Annotated in this window: 17 protein-coding genes, 1 tRNA gene and 2 pseudogenes; 16 read left to right on the top strand and 4 right to left on the bottom strand. The window is 39.0% G+C overall.

What is annotated here, in order from left to right:
• Positions 1-26: 26 nt before the first annotated feature.
• From ACYVFA_RS06300 to ACYVFA_RS06290, 3 genes and pseudogenes are all read left to right on the top strand, one after another.
• A pseudogene (locus tag ACYVFA_RS06300) lies at positions 27-479 on the top strand (ISAon1 family transposase N-terminal region protein); the annotation flags it as partial.
• Positions 480-508: 29 nt separating this feature from the next.
• Positions 509-991, top strand: a pseudogene (locus ACYVFA_RS06295) (ISL3 family transposase).
• A 67-nt stretch (positions 992-1058) separates the two neighbouring features.
• Positions 1059-1205: a transposase gene (locus ACYVFA_RS06290; RefSeq protein WP_460470960.1), complete on the top strand. Its 147-nt coding sequence runs from the start codon at positions 1059-1061 to the stop codon at positions 1203-1205.
• 149 nt (positions 1206-1354) lie between these two features.
• Here ACYVFA_RS06290 and ACYVFA_RS06285 read toward each other — a convergent pair.
• Positions 1355-1429, bottom strand: a tRNA-Val gene (locus ACYVFA_RS06285).
• A 256-nt stretch (positions 1430-1685) separates the two neighbouring features.
• Here ACYVFA_RS06285 and uxuA point away from each other — a divergent pair.
• From uxuA to ACYVFA_RS06265, 4 genes are all read left to right on the top strand, one after another.
• Complete coding sequence (uxuA, locus tag ACYVFA_RS06280) at positions 1686-2882, top strand: mannonate dehydratase (protein ID WP_460470959.1); 1197 nt, start codon at positions 1686-1688, stop codon at positions 2880-2882.
• Positions 2883-2933: 51 nt separating this feature from the next.
• On the top strand, positions 2934-3941 hold the full coding sequence (locus ACYVFA_RS06275) for a PfkB family carbohydrate kinase (protein WP_460470958.1): 1008 nt from the start codon (positions 2934-2936) through the stop codon (positions 3939-3941).
• Positions 3942-3984: 43 nt separating this feature from the next.
• Positions 3985-4653, top strand: a complete 669-nt coding sequence (locus tag ACYVFA_RS06270) for a beta/alpha barrel domain-containing protein (protein ID WP_460470957.1) — start codon at positions 3985-3987, stop codon at positions 4651-4653.
• A 343-nt stretch (positions 4654-4996) separates the two neighbouring features.
• Positions 4997-6373, top strand: coding sequence for an MATE family efflux transporter (locus ACYVFA_RS06265; protein ID WP_460470956.1), 1377 nt, complete (start codon positions 4997-4999; stop codon positions 6371-6373).
• A gap of 84 nt (positions 6374-6457) precedes the next feature.
• On the opposite strand, the gene ACYVFA_RS06260 is transcribed toward ACYVFA_RS06265, so the two are convergent.
• Positions 6458-6895, bottom strand: coding sequence for a CHRD domain-containing protein (locus ACYVFA_RS06260; protein WP_460470955.1), 438 nt, complete (start codon positions 6893-6895; stop codon positions 6458-6460).
• A 206-nt stretch (positions 6896-7101) separates the two neighbouring features.
• Here ACYVFA_RS06260 and ACYVFA_RS06255 point away from each other — a divergent pair, with 206 nt between their 5' ends.
• Together ACYVFA_RS06255 and ACYVFA_RS06250 are read left to right on the top strand one after the other, a co-directional pair.
• Complete coding sequence (locus ACYVFA_RS06255; RefSeq protein ID WP_460470954.1) at positions 7102-8925, top strand: ABC transporter ATP-binding protein; 1824 nt, start codon at positions 7102-7104, stop codon at positions 8923-8925.
• Positions 8926-9390, top strand: a complete 465-nt coding sequence (locus ACYVFA_RS06250; RefSeq protein WP_460470953.1) for a regulatory protein RecX — start codon at positions 8926-8928, stop codon at positions 9388-9390.
• Positions 9391-9445: 55 nt separating this feature from the next.
• On the opposite strand, the gene ACYVFA_RS06245 is transcribed toward ACYVFA_RS06250, so the two are convergent.
• Together ACYVFA_RS06245 and ACYVFA_RS06240 are read right to left on the bottom strand one after the other, a co-directional pair.
• Positions 9446-9925, bottom strand: coding sequence for a lipocalin-like domain-containing protein (locus ACYVFA_RS06245; RefSeq protein WP_460470952.1), 480 nt, complete (start codon positions 9923-9925; stop codon positions 9446-9448).
• Positions 9926-9954: 29 nt separating this feature from the next.
• Complete coding sequence (locus tag ACYVFA_RS06240; RefSeq protein WP_460470951.1) at positions 9955-10107, bottom strand: hypothetical protein; 153 nt, start codon at positions 10105-10107, stop codon at positions 9955-9957.
• A gap of 110 nt (positions 10108-10217) precedes the next feature.
• On the opposite strand from ACYVFA_RS06240, the gene ACYVFA_RS06235 reads away from it, so the two are divergent.
• From ACYVFA_RS06235 to ACYVFA_RS06205, 7 genes are all read left to right on the top strand, one after another.
• Positions 10218-11315, top strand: a complete 1098-nt coding sequence (locus tag ACYVFA_RS06235) for an efflux RND transporter periplasmic adaptor subunit (RefSeq protein WP_460470950.1) — start codon at positions 10218-10220, stop codon at positions 11313-11315.
• A gap of 27 nt (positions 11316-11342) precedes the next feature.
• Positions 11343-12593, top strand: a complete 1251-nt coding sequence (locus ACYVFA_RS06230) for an ABC transporter permease (RefSeq protein WP_460470949.1) — start codon at positions 11343-11345, stop codon at positions 12591-12593.
• A gap of 22 nt (positions 12594-12615) precedes the next feature.
• Positions 12616-13290, top strand: coding sequence for an ABC transporter ATP-binding protein (locus ACYVFA_RS06225; RefSeq protein ID WP_460470948.1), 675 nt, complete (start codon positions 12616-12618; stop codon positions 13288-13290).
• Positions 13290-14315 carry a sensor histidine kinase gene (locus ACYVFA_RS06220; protein WP_460470947.1) on the top strand — a complete coding sequence of 342 codons (1026 nt, stop codon included), beginning with the start codon at positions 13290-13292 and terminating at the stop codon, positions 14313-14315. The genes ACYVFA_RS06225 and ACYVFA_RS06220 overlap by 1 nt, the downstream gene beginning before the upstream one ends.
• Position 14316: 1 nt before the next feature.
• A complete protein-coding gene (locus ACYVFA_RS06215) occupies positions 14317-15102 on the top strand; it encodes a LytR/AlgR family response regulator transcription factor (protein ID WP_460470946.1) in 786 nt (261 codons plus the stop codon).
• Between the two features lie 456 nt (positions 15103-15558).
• Positions 15559-15903, top strand: coding sequence for a helix-turn-helix domain-containing protein (locus ACYVFA_RS06210; protein WP_460470945.1), 345 nt, complete (start codon positions 15559-15561; stop codon positions 15901-15903).
• 95 nt (positions 15904-15998) lie between these two features.
• A partial coding sequence (locus ACYVFA_RS06205; protein ID WP_460470944.1) for a right-handed parallel beta-helix repeat-containing protein occupies positions 15999-18875 on the top strand: 2877 nt, incomplete at its 3' end.

Below are 18875 nucleotides of genomic sequence, written 5' to 3'. Positions count from 1 at the left end.
AATTTGAAGATTAAAAGTTAGAATCCAAAGGATTCTTTGATGAGATAACCATTCAAGATTTTCCAATCAGAGGCTATAAAGGTTTTCTACACATTAAACGCCGTAGGTGGTTTAGTCATACACTTGGCAAAGTAGTATATCGAAACTGGAATTTAGTAGCAGACGGCACTCAAATTACGCAAGAATTTGCCGCTTTTTATCGGAACGCCTACCAAAAGCTCTCAGTAAATTCTAACAAAGATGCTACCCAATCCATTGCTGGTTACTATGGTGTTAATGGTAAGACACTACAGGAGCAGTATAAGAACCACCAAAGTGATTTTAATATTTGGTCTCAGCGAAGTCATGCTAAGAAATGGCTTCTTTTTCCAGAGAATATAGGCAAATATTTATCCATTGACGAGACCAGCTTGTCTGATGGTGAACCCTACACAATCCTGACTAATAAGGCAGCAAAAGGTGAAAAGGCAGTATTATAGCTATTGTAGCAGATACTAAGGCAGAAACCATGATTGATGTGCTACAGAAAATCCATGTTAATCTTCGTAAGAAAATCAGAGAAATTACCCTGGATATGGCAGCTAATATGGAGTTAATTGCTAAAAGAGTTTTTCCCAATGCTACGAGAGTAACAGATAGATTCCATATACAACAACTAGCCTCAGAAGCCTTACAGGAAATAAGAATAAAACATAGATCGGAAGTATTGGATGCTGAAAACGAGGCCATTGAATTAGCTAAGAAAACGGATACTGAATAAATCTCAAGAATACTATCAAATGGAGATACACTCAAACAATTGTTAGCAAGAAGCCGATATGTATTATACAAAAAAGAGAAAGACTGGACAGAGAATCAGAAACAAAGAACCACAATATTGTTCGAGTTATATCCAGACATTAAGCAAGCATATGACTTAATAATGAGTATTTCTTATATCTTTGAAAATACTAGTGATAGACTATACGGTTCAACAAGACTAGCTAAATGACATGAGAAAGTAAGGCAGACAGGGTTTAAATCGTTCAATATAGTAGACAGGTCAATACAGAACCATTATGAGAATCCTGAACTTTTTCGACAGAAGAAGTTCCAACGCATCCGCAGAATCCTTTAATGCAAAAGTTAAAGCACTAAGAAACCAGTTTAGAGATGTAAGAAATATTACTTTCTTCCTCTTCAGACTCGCTAAAATTTATGCTTAGTACCCAACTTTTTCGCTTGAGCCCTTATACATACCTACCCCACAACTTTTACGCATGAGCCCTGATCCCCGAAAAATTCCGTGTGCAAATCTTGTGCAAATAAAAAAAGCACTTACAAGAAAAACCTCGTAAGTGCTTGATTATCAGTGTGGGAGTTGAGGGATTCGAACCCCCGGCCCTCTGCTTGTAAGGCAGATGCTCTGAACCAGCTGAGCTAAACTCCCATATGTTCCTGTCATTTGGGACTGCAAAGATGCAAGCTTGTTTTTTAATATCCAAACTTTGCCGAAAAAAAAGTTAAATATTTTTTATTTTCTTTATAAAACCATATTCCAGATTTATTAAATACAATATCTGGATTATTTTTTACTATTTTGCACCTGTCGACTGTCAAAATAGTACTTATTTTTAATAGAATATTATTTGAAGACTTAGGCACGAAAGCATAATTTTGCACCACAACATTTCAACCTTATACTTATGGCTCTTGAGCAAACCTGGCGTTGGTTCGGCCCGAACGATCCTGTGAGCTTGTCTGATGTAAGACAAGCGGGGGCTACGGGAATAGTTTCCGCATTACATCATATTCCAAACGGACAAGTCTGGACAAAATCTGAAATTGAAACCCGAAAAGCAGTGATAGAAAAAGCTGGCCTCACATGGTCGGTCGTAGAAAGTGTTCCTGTGCACGAAGACATCAAAAAGGCGTCGGGTAACTATAAACAATATATCGAAAATTATAAGGAGAGCCTGGTAAACTTAGCAGCTTGTGGTATTGATACGGTTTGCTATAACTTCATGCCAATACTGGACTGGACACGCACTGATTTGGATTATCTAATGCCTGATGGTTCAACCGCTCTCAGGTTTGATATGAACGAGTTCTGTGCTTTTGAGATATACATTCTTAAAAGAAAAGACGCAGAAAAATCTTATTCAGAAACTCAGCTCAAAAAGGCAAAAGAATGGTTTGAGAAAGCCAGTGAAGCAGATATTCATCGTTTAACCAGAAATATCATCGCCGGATTACCGGGTAGTGAAGAAAGCTTCACAATTGAAGCTTTCCGTGATATGCTTGATACCTATAAACATATCGGCGACTCAGAACTTCGTCAGAATTTATATGCCTTTATCAAAGCTATTACTCCTGTAGCCGAAGAAAACGGAGTTTTATTATCTATCCATCCTGATGACCCTCCTTATGCAATCTTAGGCTTGCCTCGGGTAGTAAGCACAGAAGCGGATGCTAAGGCATTATTGGAGGCAGCCGAAAGTAAATATAATGGTTTATGTTTTTGCACAGGCAGCTATGGCGTAAGAGCCGACAATGACTTAGCAGGCATGGTAGAAAGATTGGGTAATAGAGTAAATTTTATTCACCTACGAGCTACGAAACGCGATGCCGAAGGTAATTTCTACGAAGCAGACCACCTGACAGGCGATGTTGATATGTTTGGCGTAATGAAAGCCCTTCTTACCGAGCAAAAAAGAAGAATAGACGAGGGCCGACAAGACATAAGACTACCTTTCAGACCTGACCACGGACATAAAATGCTTGACGACCTGAACGCAGGCAAACGAACAAACCCAGGCTATACAGCCATCGGTCGTTTGCGTGGTCTGGCCGAATTAAGAGGTTTAGAATTGGGTATTATGCGAACTTATTTCACAAAGTAGTAATATTGTAGTTTAGAAGAATATTGGATAAAAGATATAACACCTAATAAAATGCCTAAAATCGTAACCCTCGGCGAGATATTACTTCGTCTGTCGACTCCTAATTTTCAGAAAATTGAGCAGGCTCAATCATTCAATGCTACTTTTGGTGGTACTGAAATGAACGTTGGCGCCTCTTTGGTAAAATTTGGTTTTGACGCCACCCACGTAACCTGTTTCCCCAATAACCTGATGGGACAGAAAGCGAAGGCTTATTTACGTTTTTTAGGAATAGATGATTCTTACGTAAAACTGGAAGGTGAAAGAGTAGGCGTTTTCTTTCTGGAAACAGGAGCAGTGATGCGTGCCAGCCAGATTGTATACGACCGTATGGATTCTGCCTTTGCCAATCTTGATCCTTCATGGTTTGATTGGGAAGAAATTCTGAAAGGAGCAGACTGGTTTCACTGGTGTGGTATTACGCCGGCATTGTCGGAAGGTGCAGCTAAGGCTTGTCTGGATGCAGTGAAAACGGCTAAGAAATTAGGTATTACGGTTTCGTCAGATATTTATTACCGTAGTAATTTATGGAAATATGGCAAAACCCCACAAGATATTTTACCTGAATTGGCTTCTTATTCTGACATTATTCTGGCAAGCAGAAAAAATATTGAAGAGATATTTTCATTGAAAGTAACAGCCGAGAAAGGGAAATTTGTGGAGGCTTGCAAATTGTTGATGGAACAATATCCGAATATTAAAAAAATAATTGATACCGACCGTGTGCAGGTAAGTGCTTCTCACAACCAGTATAATGCTAAAATGTGGACAGGCGAGGAATTAATCGAAACGGATTATCAGGATATTACCCACATTGTAGACAGAATCGGTACAGGAGATGCCTTTCTGGGAGGTTTTATCTATGGACAACTGACATTCGAGGACGACCTGAAATCCTTGCAGTTTGGGGTAGCGGCAGGAGCACTGAAACATACCATTGAGGGAGATCAAAATCTGGTTACCGTGGCAGAAGTAGAGTCTGTCATGAGTGGCGACAAATCAGGACGTTTAAAACGTTAATATATTAATCCTATCTATTTAAGGCAATAAAACAATTAGGTGCATGGCACGTTTTGATAAAAATACAACCTTGGCGCAGGTAAGCGCAACGGGCCTGGTGCCTTTATTTACGCATAACGACCTCGACATCTGTCTCGGTGTTCTGCGTGCCTGCTATGCTGCAGGAGTAAGAGTTTTCGAGTTTACGAATCGTACCGAAAATTCATACATCAACTTCAAAGAATTATTGAGTATAGCAGAAACCGAAATGCCCGAAATGATTCTGGGTATCGGTACTATTTATGATGCAGCCACCGCCAGAAAATACATTGAGGTAGGTACTAATTTCATTGTAGCGCCCATCATGAATCCTGAAGTAGGTGTGGTTTGTCAGGAAGCTGGTATTCCGTGGATGCCAGGTGTCATGACCGTTACCGAGATTTATAATGCCCGTCTGGCAGGCGCTGAATATATCAAGATATTTCCGGGAGATGTATTAGGACCAGGCTTTATAAAAGCATTAAAAGCGCCTATGCCCGATGTACAGGTAATGGTAACAGGTGGCGTATCTCCAACCAACGATAGCCTGAAAGCATGGTTTGGTGCAGGTGCCAATGCTGTGGGTATAGGCTCACAATTAGTACCTAAAGAGGTGCTATCCAGTAAGAATTTCGATGAGGTGACAACTATTGTCGGCAATGCCCTGGAAATCATCAGAGCATTAAAAGCATAGTCATAGAACGCATTAAATGTCAATAAATAAAGGTCTGTTATCAACTGGATAGCAGACCTTTTTGTTTGGTGAAAGCATTTTTGCCCGAAATTTTATTTTCCAAACATTTTGCTTCACAAAAGCAAAAACTTATCTTTGTGCCAGAAAATTAAAAGCCCATGTATATGACCGCTTCGGTTCGCGTCCGTTAAAGACGGATTATTTTCCTTCTCTTTTTTACTAAAATTGCTTTGGCAGTTTTTAGTAGTCTTATTTCTTATATCCTTTCATTAGAACTATTATTTATATCGTCTGATAGGCGGTGTTGTGCCATTTTTATATTGGCTGTAAACTATTTAATTCCATGCGGAAATTTTTTGACTTATTCATGCAAGCCATTCGTGGCGAAGAACAAAACTATACAGAACTGAATATCAATCGGGCTATTTTTCTATTATCAGTTCCTATGATATTAGAAATGGTGGGCGAATCACTCTTTGCTATTGTCGATGCCTTTTTTGTGGCACGTTATGTAGGGGTAGAGGGGGTTGCCACTGTTGGTTTAACAGAGTCTGTATTAACACTCATTTACTCAGTGGCCATTGGCTTAAGCACAGCAGCAACGGCTGTAGTGTCTCGTCGTGTGGGCGAAGGCAATAAAAAAGAAGCCGGGCTCGCTATGGCCCAGGTAGTTATTATGTCGGTAGTATTTGGGATAATTGTCGGTATTTTAGGCTTTGTTTTTGCCGAAGATATTTTGCGCTTAATGGGTGGAGATCAACACCTGATTGATAAAGGCGCTAACTTTACCCGAATTATTTTTGCCAGTAGTCCCTCTATTATTCTGCTATATACGTTAAGTGGAGCATTACGTGGGGCAGGTGATGCTTCTACAGCCATGAGATCGGTTATTTTAGCTAATTTTATTAATATAGGTATGGATTTCATGCTGATTCCAGTGATGGGCTTAGGCGTAGAAGGTGCAGCTATTGCCACTACCGTAGGGCGTACCATTGGTGTTATCTATCAGCTATATGCCATATTTAAAGGAAACGGCAATATGCAGATTGAGAGAAGCCAGTTTACACCCAATCGTGAAGTGATGAAAAGTCTGGTTAATATTGGTGCAGGTGGCACAGGTCAGTTTATCATTCAATCTGCCAGCTGGATTTTCCTGACACGTATCTTATCAAGTTTCGGAAGCGATGTGGTGGCGGGTTATACCATTGCTATCAGAATCATTGTCTTCACTATTCTACCCTCATGGGGTATGTCTAATGCCGCCTCAACTTTGGTTGGGCAAAATCTGGGTGCCGGAAAACCCGAACGTGCTGAAGCATCGGTTTGGAGAGTGGCGCTTTATAATATGATTTTCCTATTATTGGTCGGAATTGTCTTCTCTATTTTTGCTAAGGAATTTATCGGAATTTTCAACGATAAACCTGCTGTAGTAGAGGTAGGCGTAGTATGCTTGCAAATTATTTGCCTGGGTTATATTTTCTTTGGTTATGGAATGGTGATTGGTCAGGCATTGAATGGCGCAGGAGATACCAGAACACCAACCATTATGAACCTGATTTGCTTCTGGGCACTTGAAATACCTTTGGCCTATATCTTTGCTAAAGTGCTCAACTGGGGGCCATCAGGCGTATTCTGGTCAATTGCCATCAGCGAGTCAATTCTGGCTGTCATTGGTATTTTTGTATTCAGAATGGGGCGCTGGAAAACCAAGCAGATATAAACTTACAAGGGCAGAGGGCATGGGGCAAAGGGTATAAAAAAGCCCATCACACATAATGGGCTTTTGTACTTCATTTAGTTAAGCTTACTTTTTCATCAACTGCCCACGGATTTCGCCAGAAGGAGATTTTGAAGAGTGAATATTTGCATAATACATACCATTCATCAAGTCTGCTTCCTGATCTGCTGTCAAGGCAACGGTTGAAGCCGTGAAAGGCGAAGTAAACGTTTGTCCAAAATTGAAAATAACTGGCCCCGTTACTCCAACCGCTGCTTTATGTATATGCCAGGCAGTCGGGGTAATGCCAGTGTAAGTAATCTTGTAAGTCAGAATCTTAGTGTCTTTGTTGTAAGTGGCCTCAAAAGTGCCGGTAGCATCTGTTGTAACAGCCGGAACCTCTTCCGAACCTTTTAGAGTTGCGCCAAATTTCACTTCATTAGAAGGGGTTACATCCTCATCTTTTTTACAAGAAGCAACAAGCATAATTGAGAGAATAGAGACAATTGCAAGGATTTTTTTCATGATTAGTAAACGCTTTTGGTTGATTAATAAAAGCATTACGGAGGTTTAAATAGTTGGGTTGCGTTTGCTTATAAAAAATAGTCGTATTTTAACATAAATGCTTTTTAGTACTTATTGATAGTATTATCCTCACATCTTTACGAACTTTGCAGCTTTTAAAATTGTAGTATTTAGAAACTCTGAAAAAAGAGTGCATATGAGCCTCAATGAAGAATTATCTTAGATTACTTTCCTACGCCAGACCTTTAGGAAGTTTCGTTGTTCCTTTTCTGATTACTTCCATATTAGCAAGTATCTTTGGCGTACTGAATTTTACTTTACTTATCCCCTTACTCAGGGTTCTTTTTAATCAGGTTGATGCCCAGCAATTAAACGAAATGCTGCAACCAGGTTCGGGTTTTGACCTGATCAAACAGTTCAATTTCTATTTTGCTACCTTCCTCAAAGAACATGGCAAACAGGGCGCTTTGCAATTTGTATGCGGCACAGTAGCTGTAACCATTACCTTATCGAATATATTCAAGTATATAAGTGTAAGACTTTTAGAAAGATTCAAATCAAATATGGTGGCTAATCTTCGCCAGTCTGTATTCGATAAAGCCATTCATCTGCATCTGGGTTTTTTCAGTAATGAGCGTAAGGGAAACATGATTTCACGTATTGTAACAGATGTACAGGAGGTTGAAAACTCAATTGCCAATACGTTCTCAGCAGCTACTAAAGAGGTATTTTTATTTCTGGCCTATATCTATTCTTTATTCGCTATTTCATGGAATTTAACTCTTTTTGCGCTATTGGTGATTCCTGTTTCGGGTATTTTTATATCTACTCTGGTTAAGAAAATGAGGCATAATGCCGGAGACGGTCAACAAAGATTAAGTAATCTCATTAGCCTGATGGATGAAGTTTTTGGTGGGATGAGGGTAGTAAAAGGTTTTGTAGCTGAAAACTTTGTGACAGAAAAATTCAAAGAAGAAAACCAGGGCTACCGCAAGGCGATTTTCGGCTTAGCTGCCAGACGGGAAATGGCATCTCCTTTCTCAGAAATCATGGGGGTATTCGTGGTAGTTGGTATTCTACTGTATGGAGGCTCACTGATTTTATCTAACAACTCAAGCCTCGAAGCTGCCGAGTTTATTACCTACATCGCTATTTTCTCGCAGGTAATGCGCCCCGCAAAAGATATTTCTAATGCCTTCGGTTCGGCTCAAAGAGGTTTAGCTTCGGGTGAAAGGGTATTGGGTTTAATTGATAGTGAATCCTTGATTAAGAATGCTCCTGATGCAATAGCCATCAAAGAATTTAAAAATGAAGTTGCATTCAAAGATGTCAATTTCTCTTATGATGAAAACATTCAGGTTTTAAAAAATATTAATTTCGAATTACCAAAAGGGAAAACTATTGCTTTGGTAGGTTCATCAGGTGGTGGAAAATCTACTATTGCCGACCTGGTTCCGAGATTTTATGACCCATCTGCCGGAGAAATCCTGATTGATAGTATCAATCTGAAAAAAGTCTCCCAACAATCACTCCGCGATTTAATGGGGATTGTAACCCAGGAAGCTGTTCTGTTTAATGATACGATTTTTAATAATATCGCCTTTGGCAAAAAGGTTTCAGAAGCAGAAGTAATTCAGGCGGCGAAGATTGCCAATGCCCACGATTTCATTAGGCAACAATCAGAAGGCTACCAGACTGTTATCGGTGACAGAGGAACTAAACTTTCAGGTGGCCAACGCCAGCGTTTATCCATTGCCCGGGCCATTTTGCAGAACCCGCCAATACTAATATTAGACGAAGCTACTTCAGCGTTGGATACAGAATCTGAAAAACTGGTGCAGGATGCTTTAACGAACCTGATGCGCAATCGTACAACTTTAGTAATTGCCCATCGTTTAAGTACTATTCAGAGTGCTGATGAAATTCTGGTGATTCATAAAGGAGAAATTATTGAGAGAGGTTCGCACGAAGATTTATTGAAAATTCAGGATGGATTCTATAAAAAACTAAGTTTATTGCAGACCCTGTAAATGATGATTATCAGGAGAGATGTACTTGTGAAAGCAGCTAATTTTTGTGCGTATCAGGAACGTACACAGGCTGAGGTACGTGAAAAATTGCAGAAACTGGGCGTAGAGGGAGATGAAGCCGACGAAATAATAGTATATCTGATAGAAGAAAATTACCTGAACGAAGGGCGCTTTGCCAAAATCTTTGCCGGAAGCAAATTCAGGGTAAAACACTGGGGCAGAACTAAAATTTTGTATGAACTGAAAGCCCGTAAATTATCCGAGCATTCTATCAGAGAAGGATTGGCAGAGATTGATGAAGATGATTATATAGAAACCCTCAGGACTTTGATTGAAAAGAAAAAACGGGAATTACGCACCGAAAAACAGCCTTTAGTGCTGAAACAGAAACTAGCCCGCTATGCCATGAGTAAAGGCTTTGAAGGCGATCTGGTGTGGGAGATTATCAATAAATCAGAAAAATAATAAAGCCAGACTAGCAACAGTCTGGCTTTATTAATGTGTCTTTTTTAAGTCGTTCTTATTGTTTTGTGAAAACAATTCTGCTCGTAGTTGTCACACCACCTGTTGTTTCAGTTTCATTCCATGACATTGTTTTGCCACTAAAGCTAACATTGATAGTCTCTTTTGTACCATCACTGCTGGTCATGATAAGCTGATCACCTTTTACTTCATATTTAGCTTGTTGAAGATCACCAACAACACCATCTACATCATCTTGACAAGCAGCAGGAATTGAACCTGTAACTGTGCCATTAGAATTAAAAGTAATAACGATGTCTTTGAAGCAAGGTACTAGCGCTACAAGGAATGGGAATTGATCCTCTTCAGCTGCACTTCCTTCTTTAACGAAAAGATTGGTGATTTTCCAGCTACCTACTATCTGAGCCTGAGGTGCAACATCTTCTCCATCTTTTTTCGAACAGTTCATCACTGATAAAGATAAAGCAGATAATGCAAGTAATACGGTAAATTTGCGGATTACAGAAGAAACTTTCATGAAAAATTGTCTTTGGATTAAAAAAAAAATTAAACTGCCACGAATATACGACTCTCTGAGCGTTCATCAAGAATGTTTTTTATAAAAGGCATATAATTATTTATCAAGCGGTCGGCTCCGTTTAGTAAGTGGTCGTCAGGCTTGTTGCGTGCCTCAGGAATATTTTCTTCCGTTTCATTCATAATTTCTTGATGGTTTTCTAAATTACTTCTCTATTTGTATGGTGGAACGATAAACAAAACTCGTTCTCAAACCTATAAAGACACGTAAATCGTCTCATTGACATCATCATATGAAGAAGACCATTATCTTTTTAGCTACTACATCATTGCTAATTTCTTGTAATAAAGGCCAGGACCAGGCTACTTCTCCTAAATACCAACCTCTGACGGAGGCAGTTTATGCTTCAGGAAATATATTTCCCAAGAATGAATATAAGCTCACGGCCAATGCCGATGGTTTTCTGGTACGCCAGACAGCTTTTGAAGGTGATCTGGTAACGAAAAACCAGTTGATTTTTCAATTGGAAAGTGCATCACAAGATGCCCGTTCAGAAGCATCGAGTAATATTCTCCGTCAGGCCGAGGCTAACTATGGAGAGAATTCTCCGGTATTAGCCGAACTGTCTACCCAATTGCGCAATGCCCGCACTAAATTGGCAAATGATTCTGTTAATTTCATTCGCTATAAAGAGCTCTATGACCGTAGCGCTACTACCAAAGTAGAATATGAACGTGCAGAATTAGCCTACCAGACTTCAAAAAACGATGTTATTGCCCGCCAGAAGGCTTACCAGCGCACCAGAAGCCAGCTTTATGTTGATTTACAGAATTCTCAATCCAGCTTCCGTGTCAATGCCCGCGAGGGAGATAATTTCAGAATCAAAAGCTTTGAGGCAGGCAAGATTTATGAAATCTATAAAAAACAAGGCGAACTCGTAAGAAGAGGCGAACAGATTGCCTTGATTGGCGATGCCAATGAGATTTATGCACAATTAGCCATTGACGAAAGCGATTTTGTGAAAGTAAAAATCGGTCAGCAAATATTGGTAAAGATAGATGTATACAAAGACAAAGTATTTAAAGCTACCGTAAGCAAGCTCTACCCAAAACTCAACAAAGCCGACCAGACTTTCAGGGTAGATGCTGAATTTACAGAAGAAAAGCCGAATGCCTATTATGGTATGACCCTAGAGGCGAATATCATCATTTCTCAGAACCAGAATGTATTAACCATTCCTAAGAATTACCTGATAGGAAACGATTCGGTTTGGGTTGAAGAGAATGGTGATAAGAAGAAAATCAGAATCACTAAAGGCGTAGAAAACCTTGATTTGGTGGAGGTAAAAGGTGGATTGACTGATAAAGCGGTAATTGTACGTGGAAACTAAGCATTGCGGATATTTAATAGGACTCAAATGAACATACGAATATCTTTACAAATAGCCAAAACGCATTTGCTTACCAAAAAGAAGCAGACCCTGATTGCCATGCTGGGTGTCACCTTTGGTATAGCCATGTTTATTGTCATGATTTCTTTTATCAAGGGTGTGAATAAATTTCTTGAAGATTCTGCACTGGATGCTACGCCTCATGTAAGAATCTATAAAGAAATCACGAGCAACCATCCCAGCCTGATAGAAGAAGCGAACCCGAAAGCTTTTAATGTGATTCATCACCAACTGCCAAAGAATGAATTAGCCAATATCAAAAATGGCTTGCAGATAGTAGCCAATATCGAAAAAGACCCTGCGGTTTTGGGAGTATCTCCACAAATTGGCTCACAGGTATTTTTCAACAAAGGTCCGATTCCGGTGGCAGGGCAGATTGCTGGTGTGGATATTCTGAAAGAAGACAAACTTTACAGCCTCAAACGTCGGATTAAATCAGGCAACATGGAGGCCTTGTTATCAAACCCTAATGGTATATTAATGGGTACTATTCTGGCTAGAAACCTGAATGTAAAAGTGGGAGATAAGCTGACGATTACTACCCCAACCGGAAACCTGAAACTAGTAAAAGTAGTAGGTATTTATGGCTTTGGTATCCAGACAGTTGACGGGGTACGGTGCTACGCCAATATGTCGATGGTACAGGAGATTCTGCAAAAAGATAAAAGCTATGTGACAGACATTCATATCAAAATGAAAGATTCGCAGGCAGCAATTGATTATGCGAAAGTGCTGAAAAATCAATACGGCTATGAGACACAAGACTGGGCAGAAGCAAATTCAGCTTTTATGACGGGGGATAAAATACGGAACGCCATGGTGGTTATCGTATCAATTACCCTATTGATTGTGGCAGGTTTTGGTATCTACAATATCATGAACATGAATGTAATCAATAAAATGAAAGACATTGCCATTCTGAAAGCCACAGGTTTTGGGGGTAAAGATATTGTAGCAGTCTTTCTGATTCAGTCTATTATTATCGGTGTATTAGGTGCCTGCCTGGGGCTTCTGATAGGATTTTCCTTAAGTTATCTGCTGTCAATTACGCCATTCGATGCAGGTGATTTTCTGGCAGTAAAGACCTTTCCGGTCATTTTTAATATTAAATATTATTTCATGGGTCTGGCTTTTGGGGTTATCACTACAATTCTGGCCGGATATATGCCAGCCCGGAAAGCAGCTAAGATTGATCCGGTGGCGATTCTAAGAGGCTAGTTAAATTTATATAAAACTAACAATGAAAGTTTTATCAGCAAGTCATATCAACAAATACTTCTTTGAACCCGAAAAATTTCAGGTTCTGAAAAATATATCTTTTGAAGTCAACAAAGGCGAATTCCTGTCATTGGTAGGTAAATCAGGCTGTGGGAAATCCACACTACTATATATCCTCTCTACTATGGACACAGATTATGAAGGTAATCTGGAGATGAATGGTGAGAAACTTACCGGTAAAACCCAGGATCAACTGGCCGCTTTCAGGAACGAACACCTGGGCTTTGTTTTCCAGTTTCACTTTTTGTTACCTGAGTTCACGGTATTGCAGAATGTGATGCTTCCGGCATTGAAATTAGGTAAGTATACTGCCAAAGAGGTAGAAGAAAGAGCCTATCAGAAACTGAAACTGGTAGATATGGACGGCCATGCCCTGAAACAATCTTCTAAACTTTCGGGTGGGCAGCAGCAAAGAGTAGCCATCGCTCGCGCATTGATTAATGATCCAACGATTATTATGGGTGATGAACCAACCGGAAATCTGGATAAGAAAAATTCAGAGGTGGTCTTTAATATTTTCAAACAGATTGCGCACGAAAACCACCAGACGATTATTACGGTAACACACGACCCTGACTTTGCTAAAGGGAGTGATCGAATTATTGAAATGTCAGACGGACAGATAATGAAGAGTTGATGGACAAAAAAAATAAGATATTGGTTGTTATAGTATTGATAATGGTAAGTGTTTCTACTTTTATCAGATGGTACTTTTTTGATATAGACCCTAAAAGCAACCTGATATTAGCCTGTATTTCTGCTGCTGTATTCATAAGTTCTGTTCTTTTTTTTCGCAGACTCTACGCTTATTTTGACATAGTTTTACCTTATGACACCGGAATAGCCAGAAGGCTCATTTTACAGGTTATAATTATGTTTATTTTTGTTAATATAATTACTCAGGGAATACTGTATGCCGCTACCAATTTTTTTAATATTACAAAAGTCAACTACCTGGTAAATAAGGAATTTACACCATTGGCTAAAATTACTGGCTATCTTTCTCAGACATTATTGGTAATCTTATTAAATGTAGGCCATTTTACCTATTATTCATTACAAAGATGGCGGGAGAGTGCCTTGCGGGCATCTAATCTTGAAAAAGAAAAGTCACAGGTACAGTTTGATAATCTGAAAAATCAACTGAATCCTCACTTCTTATTTAATAGCCTTACCTCTCTCGACTCTTTGATTCAGGAGAATCCGACTTTAGCCAGAGATTTTTTGCAACAATTATCTAAAGTATTTCGCTATGTCCTGAAAAATAAAGAGAAAGGATTGGTGAGCCTGGAAACGGAACTGACATTTATTAAACATTATATAAATTTGCTCAAAACACGCTTCGGAGAATCTTTAAGAGTGGATTTTGACATTGCCGAAGATACCTTAGATTTGCAGATTACTCCTGTCACCTTACAGATATTGATAGAAAATGCCATCAAGCATAATATTATTAATGAAAGTAATCCCCTGACTATCCATATCAAAAGCGAGGGCGATACTTTGGTGATTGAAAACAATATCCAGAAAAAAAAGCAGGTTGAAACCTCTAATGGGCAAGGATTGGCGAATCTGAGAACCTTGTATAGTTTTCTGAGCGACAAAGAAATAGTGATTAATACAGAAGAAGATGTTTTCTTAGTGAAAATTCCCTTGATTTAATATGACAATACTCATCATAGAAGACGAACCGCTGGTAGCTAAAAACCTCGAAAATCTGGTGCAGGAATTAGAGCCAGCAGCCGCTATTGTAGCTACGATTGGAAGCGTGAAGGAAACCCTGACCTGGTTTAAGATTCACCCGATGCCTGATTTGGTACTGTCTGATATTCAATTATCAGATGGGGTGAGTTTTGATATATTTCAGGAAGCAGAAATTAACTGCCCGATTATTTTTACTACCGCCTATGATGAATACGCCATTCGTGCATTTAAATTGAATAGTATCGACTACCTGCTTAAACCAATTGATAAATCTGAACTAAAGTGTGCTTTTGATAAGTTTAAACGCAACAGCCAGACAACTAAATCAGATATTTATCATGAACAACTGGATAATCTGCTTTCTGATTTAAAGAATCGGGTATCCACGCAAAAATATAAAACCCGTTTTACAGCCCACCACCAACGAAGCATTGTAGCAGTTACAGATAGCAAAGTAGCTTGTTTCTACAGAGACGAAGTTATCTGGATACAAACTTTTTCAGACGGAGATACACAACGACTGATAACCGATTATAATTCTTTAGATGAGGTTGAGGAGCTATTAAACCCTGAACAATTCTTCCGTGCCAATCGTCAGTTTATTGTCAATAAAACTGCCATTGAAAGCTACCGGACACACTTTACCGGAAAAATAGAATTAAAATTATTAGTATCTGCCAAAGAAGAAATCATCATCAGCAAAGAAAAAGCACACCAGTTCAGGGGTTGGTTTGAGTTAGGTTAATGGCAAGTAAATTTCTCAGTTTTCTTCTTTTTTTAATATTTTAGAGTCCCCTGTAGATAAATACAACAATAGTGAAGAAATTCTTTTTTTCATTATTATACATTTGTATTGAAATAAGCCCAAACCCTTTGCTACGTATCTTATTTCTTTATTATAGAAGTCCCCAGTTATAACTCTGATAGGGTTTCCCTATTACACATGCCAATTTATATAATAGAATAATGCTATTGTATTTTCATACAAGAGGATACCATATTGTTTCTTAACCTTAAACCGCAGGATTATGAATTTTTCACCAAAAGAAAGGTTAAACTTTCCATGTGATTTCAAAAAAAGTTTACTACTAAAAATAACAGTAATAAAATTGTAATGAAATAGTTGGCTATATGTATCAATAAGACAGTGTTATCGATACTCTTATAAAATAAAACTACACACTTACAAACCTTGCCTGAAATGAAACCACTATATGAAGACTTTATCACCAAAACAAGAGAAATTATAGAAGAAAATTATGAAAATGAAGAATTCGGCTGTTCTGAACTCTGTGAAGCACTTTTTATGAGCCGGTCTCAGGTACACCGCAAGATAAAAAATGCCCTGAATATCTCAACTTCTAAATTTATACTTCAGGTTAGGTTGGAAAAAGCCACAGAATTTCTGGCGCATGAAAACCAGACTATTTCCAGTGTTGCTTATCAGGTTGGGTTTTCGGATGCCAACTATTTTAGCCGTGTCTTTTCAACTTTTTACGGTATTTCTCCCACACAATATCGCCAATCATTACCGAAGCTATATTGATTAAGAGATGAAAACAGTATTTAATCGGATGAAATCATCCGATAGGGCTTTGCCATGCCTGAATCTAGGAAAATCCTTTAAAAAAACCATATATTATGAAATCTTCTTCTACTAACAACTACAAGTATAATTTTTTGCTTGGCTCGATAAAGTTCGTCCTGTTTCTTTTATGTCCTTGGTTTTCAGGATTAGCTTGGGGGCAACAAGTAAAGAATATCACAAGAAATCAAACCTTTTCTACCATTCAGGCTGCTATCAATGATGCTTCAACAGTAGCTGGTGACGTAATTGAAATAAGTAATGGTGTATACAATGAGCAGATTACCATAAACAAGGCAATAACCCTACAGGGAGAATCAACAAATGCAATTATCAAAGCTCCTTACAGCAATACCAGTTCAAACGCAAATACAGTGTCAATCAACAGTGAAAATGTGTCATTAAAGAACCTGACAATAACCCGCAATTATGGAACCACCCTACAACAGTGGAACGAATGTGCCATAAATCAGGGAATTAGTTTCAATACAAAATCAAATATAAAACTGGAGAATCTGATAGTAAAAGATAACCGGAACGGAATATATTGCGCCAACTCGCAGAATGCAACGATAATAAATTGTGTAATTGAAAATAACCGGACTGGTATACAACTGACACACAATGCCAGCGGATTAGTAATGACCAATAATATTATCAGAAATAATTTTACACATGGGGTGCTGTTTAATTTTGATAATGGTTTAATGAGCCTGACAAATGCAAAAGTACAATTCAACAGCATTACTGATAACTGGTACAGCCAACTTGTTTTTCAAAGGGCAACTGGAGCATCGACGACCAATATCGGCGATTTCACCGGAGCAGTTTTTAGTTGTAACTGGTATGGCGTGGCTTTGCCAACAATAAATGCGATAGCTGCTGGTGAACCGGGCTATACTGCTCAGATACCCTCACAATTTGGGGGAGAAAATCCGGATTTATCTGACAGATACCTTTTAGGTCTTCATGCAGAGTCCATACCGTCATATAACCCATTTCTGAAAAACGGCACTGATTTAAGAACAGATTTGGCTGGATTTCAGCCAATGCCCAATGGGTGTACTCCTGTAGTGAATAAAAATCGGAATACTTATTTTACCACTATTCAGTCAGCTATCAGTGATGCAGCAACTCTGGCAGGTGATACCATTTTAGTAAATGAAGGTATTTTTGAAGAGAATATAGCTGTCACAAAATCTCTGGTTATTTTAGGACCGAATGCTGGCATTAATCCTAATACGGAAACGCGTGGCGGAGAAGCAATTATCCGTCCGGCTGTAAGGCAGATATCTTCTGATAATAGCACTTCCGGTACAATCATCAGAGTTGCGGGGACAGGTCATTTAGACGTAGTGATTAAGGGATTTACAATAGATGGCAATAACCCTTCTTTATCAGGTGGCCGAGTACTGAATGGTGTTGAAGTGCATACAGGAGCGGGTATTATCAACAGTATCAACTCATTCGATACCAATCCAGGTGGCTCTGATGCTACTATGATTATTCAGTATAATATCATTAAGAATCTGGAAAGATACGGTGTATTAGCCGATGGCATTTTACCTGTAAAAGCCTTAGCCGGTACTAATGTAAGCTACAATAAATTCGACAATATTCCTTCCGGAGATAATTTCGGCGGAGAAAGAGGCAGGGCCGCAGCCTTTGAAGAAAACCATTATGGTACTTTTGCCCACAATGTTGCTACACGAGTAAATGTAGGCTGGCAGGACGATAATTATTATCGTGCCTCTCCGGGTACCGGAACGGTGGTTGAATATAATGAAATTCATACCTATCGCCGGGGTATTTTCCACAATCTGCAATATAGTAATGCTTCAACTGCCAGAATAGCCAATAATACCATTGCCAAAGAAACCTCAGGGAACTTTGCTGCCGCAGCCGAAAACTTCGGAGTTGAAATAGCTTCCGTTCAGACTAATGTAGGTGTCACGGTTGAAAGTAACGATGTGAGCGGAATGAAATACGGAATATTATTATGGAATAATCCGACAGCCAGCACGATAAAGGTTTCTGGTGGGACACTTACGAATAACCTATACGGGATTCTGGCTACAAGCAATGACCCACAATTTGGAATGTCAAACAAAGCCAGTAAAAGTATTATCAGTGGGGTAGAGCTAGTAGATTCAGAAGTAAGTGGAATAACCATTGATGATTCTTTCAATTACTCAAAGACCTCATTAACAATAACCGATAACACAACTATTTCAGGAGGAGCCAAAGGTCTGGTATTAAATGGTTCTAATGCTGTTATTACTGACGGGTCATTAAATAACACAACTTTTGAGGGGCAGACCAGTAATTATATAGAATTAATTGCCAGTACCGGTGATATTGATGGAGGCAATGCGACATTCGGAGGCAAAAAAGCCATTGAAATGAGTCATTCGGAAAGATTAGCGTTGGAAGAAAAATTAGTTCATAAACCTGATAATATTGCTCTTGGAAAAATCTGTTTACCAAATTCAGCGACTTTATCAATTAAATCAGGTTCACCATCTGTTTATTGTGTGGGCAGTAGTACCATCCTGGTAGCTGATATTAATGGGGCTGTTGGGCCATTTACGATTGTTTATACAGATGGAAAAAATGAAACAACGATAAATGATTATATCAATGGTGCCGATATTCCCATTAGCGCAAATAGTACTACAAGCTATTCTTTAGTCTCTGTAAGCGATAATATAGGGTGCAGTACTTCATCCGGATTCGGAGATGGGCTTACAATAACTGTTAATCCCGTACCATCAAAACCGGACATAGCTCCAACATCTGCTACGATTTGCGCAGGAACACTTACCACCCTGACGGCCACCGGCTGTACAGAAGGGATATTATATTGGACAGGTGGTTTAACAGGCACAAGTATAACAATAAGCCCGACGGCTACTAAATCCTACAAAGTAGCG

It is taken from the genome of Emticicia fontis (genome assembly GCF_054779675.1).
Note: the sequence above shows the minus strand (reverse complement) of the source record. Positions and strands in the feature narration are given on the sequence as shown.

What these genes read in the sequence shown, in the direction of transcription:
- ACYVFA_RS06290 (WP_460470960.1), top strand. Translation starts at nt 1,059, where the DNA reads ATGAGAATCCTGAACTTTTTCGACAGAAGAAGTTCCAACGCATCCGCA.
- uxuA (WP_460470959.1), top strand. Translation starts at nt 1,686, where the DNA reads ATGGCTCTTGAGCAAACCTGGCGTTGGTTCGGCCCGAACGATCCTGTG.
- ACYVFA_RS06275 (WP_460470958.1), top strand. Translation starts at nt 2,934, where the DNA reads ATGCCTAAAATCGTAACCCTCGGCGAGATATTACTTCGTCTGTCGACT.
- ACYVFA_RS06270 (WP_460470957.1), top strand. Translation starts at nt 3,985, where the DNA reads ATGGCACGTTTTGATAAAAATACAACCTTGGCGCAGGTAAGCGCAACG.
- ACYVFA_RS06265 (WP_460470956.1), top strand. Translation starts at nt 4,997, where the DNA reads ATGCGGAAATTTTTTGACTTATTCATGCAAGCCATTCGTGGCGAAGAA.
- ACYVFA_RS06260 (WP_460470955.1), bottom strand. Translation starts at nt 6,895, where the DNA reads ATGAAAAAAATCCTTGCAATTGTCTCTATTCTCTCAATTATGCTTGTT.
- ACYVFA_RS06255 (WP_460470954.1), top strand. Translation starts at nt 7,102, where the DNA reads ATGAAGAATTATCTTAGATTACTTTCCTACGCCAGACCTTTAGGAAGT.
- ACYVFA_RS06250 (WP_460470953.1), top strand. Translation starts at nt 8,926, where the DNA reads ATGATGATTATCAGGAGAGATGTACTTGTGAAAGCAGCTAATTTTTGT.
- ACYVFA_RS06245 (WP_460470952.1), bottom strand. Translation starts at nt 9,925, where the DNA reads ATGAAAGTTTCTTCTGTAATCCGCAAATTTACCGTATTACTTGCATTA.
- ACYVFA_RS06240 (WP_460470951.1), bottom strand. Translation starts at nt 10,107, where the DNA reads ATGAATGAAACGGAAGAAAATATTCCTGAGGCACGCAACAAGCCTGAC.
- ACYVFA_RS06235 (WP_460470950.1), top strand. Translation starts at nt 10,218, where the DNA reads ATGAAGAAGACCATTATCTTTTTAGCTACTACATCATTGCTAATTTCT.
- ACYVFA_RS06230 (WP_460470949.1), top strand. Translation starts at nt 11,343, where the DNA reads ATGAACATACGAATATCTTTACAAATAGCCAAAACGCATTTGCTTACC.
- ACYVFA_RS06225 (WP_460470948.1), top strand. Translation starts at nt 12,616, where the DNA reads ATGAAAGTTTTATCAGCAAGTCATATCAACAAATACTTCTTTGAACCC.
- ACYVFA_RS06220 (WP_460470947.1), top strand. Translation starts at nt 13,290, where the DNA reads ATGGACAAAAAAAATAAGATATTGGTTGTTATAGTATTGATAATGGTA.
- ACYVFA_RS06215 (WP_460470946.1), top strand. Translation starts at nt 14,317, where the DNA reads ATGACAATACTCATCATAGAAGACGAACCGCTGGTAGCTAAAAACCTC.
- ACYVFA_RS06210 (WP_460470945.1), top strand. Translation starts at nt 15,559, where the DNA reads ATGAAACCACTATATGAAGACTTTATCACCAAAACAAGAGAAATTATA.